The sequence below is a fragment of the Stutzerimonas sp. genome (genome assembly GCF_982611455.1).
In genome coordinates, this window is sequence record NZ_CEXBBO010000078.1 from 1 (window position 1) to 2,773 (window position 2,773).

Annotated in this window: 1 protein-coding gene; it reads left to right on the forward strand. The window is 66.0% G+C overall.

The window, feature by feature from the left end; translation table 11 throughout:
- Nucleotides 1-2,636 (forward strand): Lhr family helicase (locus AC2LD7_RS21850; protein WP_484599703.1); only part of this gene is annotated, 2,636 nt, incomplete at its 5' end.
- Nucleotides 2,637-2,773 lie beyond the last annotated feature (137 nt).

Genomic DNA, 2,773 nt, shown 5'->3' on the forward strand with positions numbered 1-2,773 from the left:
GCCCAAGCGGCATGACTCACACCAAAGAGCCTCCGGAGAATGCGGGGCGGTTCACCCCCTCTCCCCAACGGGGAGAGGGCCGGGGTGAGGGGGAGGCGGTACGCACGGTCGACCTAACCCTCGCCATCGATTGGCTTATGGACACACTTGCTCTACCAGACGCCGCTGCCCGCCAGATCGTCGAATACCTAGCGCGCGCCCGCTCGGCCCTGGGCGCGCTTCCAACTCAAAGCCGCCTGATCATGGAGCGCTTCTTCGACGAATCCGGTGGCACTCAGCTGGTCATCCATACGCCTTACGGCAGTCGAATCAATCGCGCCTGGGGCCTGGCCCTGCGCAAGCGCTTCTGTCGTACCTTCAACTTCGAGCTGCAGGCTGCCGCGACGGAGGACGCGATCATCTTTTCGCTTTCCACCAGCCACAGCTTTCCCCTCGAAGAGGTGTGGCGCTATCTGCACTCCAACAGCGCCGAGGCGGTGCTGATCCAGGCCCTGCTCGATGCGCCGCTGTTCGGCGTGCGCTGGCGCTGGAACGCGACGACTGCCCTGGCGCTGCCGCGTATGGCCGGTGGGCGCAAGGTGGCGCCGCAGCTGCAAAGGATGAAGAGCGAAGACCTGCTGGCCACGGTCTTCCCTGATCAGGTCGCTTGCCTGGAAAACATCGTCGGCGAGCGGGAAATTCCCGAGCATCCGCTGGTGGCGCAGACGCTTGACGACTGCCTGCACGAGGCGATGGACAGCGAAGGCTGGCTGGCGCTGCTACGGCGCATCGAGAGCGGCCAGATCGAGCTGCTGGCCCGCGACCTGCCTGCGCCGTCGCCGCTGGCGATGGAAGTGCTTGGCGCGCGTCCGTATGCCTTCCTTGATGATGCGCCGCTGGAAGAGCGGCGCACTCAGGCTGTGCTGAACCGTCGCTGGACCGACCCCGAATCCAGTGACGATCTCGGTGCTCTGGACGCCGCGGCGATCGAGGCGGTGGGTGAAGAAGCCTGGCCTCAGGCACGCAATGCGGACGAACTGCACGAGGCGCTGGTTGGGCTCGGATGCATCGCCGAAGGCGAAGCTCTGACTCAGGCGCAATGGCCGGTCTGGCTCGTTGAGCTGGCACGTGGCGGTCGAGCGACGCATATGCAGGTGGCTCAGGATCGTGCGCTCTGGTTGCCGTTGGAGCGGCTCAATATCTTGCAAGCGATTTACCCGAGCGCCATCTGCACGCCGCCATTGCAGGCACTGCCAGGCTTCGACGAGGTGTTGACGGAGGACGAGGCGCTGACGGAATTGATCCGCGCACGGCTGACGGCGTTCGGTCCCTTGCCTGTTTCATTGATAGCACGGCCTTTAGCCTTGCCAGCCTCTGCCGTCGCGCTGGCATTGACGCGCCTGGAGGCCGAGGGCTATGTGTTGCGCGGGCGCTTCACACCGGGCGCGGCGGAGGAAGAGTGGTGCGAGCGGCATCTGCTGGCGCGCATCCATCGCTACACGGTCAAGCGCCTGCGCCGCGAGATCGAGCCGGTCGAGCGCGCGGACTTCATGCGCTTTCTGTTCGACTGGCAGCACCTGTCCGAGACGACGCGGATGCAGGGCCGCGATGCGCTCGGCACGGTGGTCGAGCAACTTGAGGGGTTCCAGGCCGCAGCCGGAGCCTGGGAAAGCGATCTGCTGCCCGCCCGGCTGAAGGATTACGGCGGCACCTGGCTGGACGAACTCTGCCGGTCTGGGCGCATCGTCTGGACGCGTTTGGCGGGGCGGATCAAGGCCAGTGGCGGCCCGGTTCGCGGCACCCCCATCGTGCTATTGCCGCGCCGGCATCTCGCGGCCTGGTACGCACTGGCTGGCGACGCCGCGCAGCCGGAGCTTTCGTCACGGGCGCAGCGGGTCTTCGAGACGCTGCAAGGGCAGGGCGCGCTGTTCTTCGATGAGCTGCAACATGAAGCGCACCTGTTACGCAGCGAACTGGAGGATGCGCTGGGTGAATTGGTCGCGGTCGGGCTGGTCAATGCTGATAGCTTCGCTGGTCTGCGCGCGTTGTTGGCGCCCGCGGCGAAACGGTCACGTAGCACTCGGCAAAGCCGCGGCGGCGCTTTCATTGGTGGTATGGCGGATGCAGGTCGCTGGGCCTTGGTGCGCAAAGGCGCATCGGCGCCCGTCGAAGCGCCCACGCGCCGGCCGACACTTGACCCTGAGGCGTTGGAACACATTGCCATGACGCTGCTGCGCCGATACGGCGTGGTGTTCTGGCGGTTGCTGGACCGTGAAGCGGACTGGCTGCCGCCCTGGCGCGACTTGCTGCGTGTTTATCATCGGCTCGAAGCGCGTGGCGAAATTCGCGGTGGACGCTTCGTGGCCGGCGTGCCGGGCGAGCAATTTGCCTTGCCGGAGGCGGTCGGCCTGCTGCGTGAGGTACGCAAGCGGCCTCTGTCTGGCGAAATGATCGCGGTCTCGGCGGTCGATCCACTGAATCAGATCGGAACCCTTTTGCCCGGTGATCGTGTACCCGCAGTGACGGGCAATCGCATCCTCTATCGCGACGGTGCGCCGCTGGCATTGCTGATCTCCGGCAAGCCCGAACTACTGATGGAACTGGACGAGGACGATCAGCGCAAGGCGCGGCAGTTGTTGGCGGTGGCGCGGCGTTAGAGCCTCAGCCTGCAGGCTTTTGGCGAGAAGCGGCAGTCCTGCGGCCTGCGTTCGCCGCGGGTCGCGCCTCCCACAGTGAGGTGATGAGCACCGACTGCTTTCGTGGGAGGCCCGCCTCGGGGCGAAGCGGGGTTGGG